Genomic DNA, 735 nt, shown 5'->3' with positions numbered 1-735 from the left:
GTCGGCGGGCTGGTGATATTTGTCCCTGTTGTAGGCCTCCTCGGCGGCCTTGCCGGCGGCGACGCCGCCCTTGACCAGATCCTGGCCCGAACCGATCGAGATGGCCGGCACGCCGATCTTGGCGAAGGGGAAGTGGTCCGAACGGTAGAAGTGGCCGGCTTCCGGCGTCGGGTCCGGCGTGAAGTAGCGGCCCTCGGCCTTGGCGTAGGCCGCCAGGTCGTCCTGCAGCGTCACCTGGCCGTTGCCCGAGGCGGTGATGTCCTTGGCCAGGCCGTTGACGTCCAGGGCGTCCATGTTGATGTCGGCCACGGTCTTGGCCGCCGGATAGAGCGGATTGGCTGCGTAATAGGTCGAGCCCAGCAGGCCCTTCTCCTCGGCCGTGACGGCCAGGAACACCACCGAGCGGTCGGCGCGCGGGGCCTTGGCGTAGACGCGGGCCAGCTCCAGCAGGGCCGCCGTGCCGGTCGCGTTATCGACGGCGCCGTTATAGATGCGGTCGCCCTTGGCGTCCGGCGCGCCGACGCCCAGGTGGTCCCAGTGGGCCGAATAGATCACCGTCTCGTCCGGCCGCTTGGTGCCCGGCAGCAGGCCGACGACGTTGTAGCTGACGATGACCTGATGATCGACGGCGAAGCCGGTCGAGAAGGTCGCGCCCTTCAGTTCGACCGGCTTGAAGTCGCGGGTCTGGGCCTGCTTCTTCAGGGCCTCGAAATCGAGGCCGGCCTTCTTGAGCAG

The 735-nt window shown here is 68.2% G+C and carries 1 protein-coding gene; it reads right to left on the bottom strand.

Annotated features, from left to right (window positions below; all coding sequences use genetic code 11):
- Positions 1-735 (bottom strand): M28 family peptidase (locus DNK89_RS23330; RefSeq protein WP_153064325.1); only part of this gene is annotated, 735 nt, incomplete at both ends.

It is taken from the genome of Acidovorax sp. ST3, assembly GCF_003231145.1.
In the GTDB taxonomy this organism is placed as follows: Bacteria; Pseudomonadota; Gammaproteobacteria; order Burkholderiales; family Burkholderiaceae_C; genus Acidovorax.
This window is presented reverse-complemented; position numbering and strand designations above follow the sequence as displayed.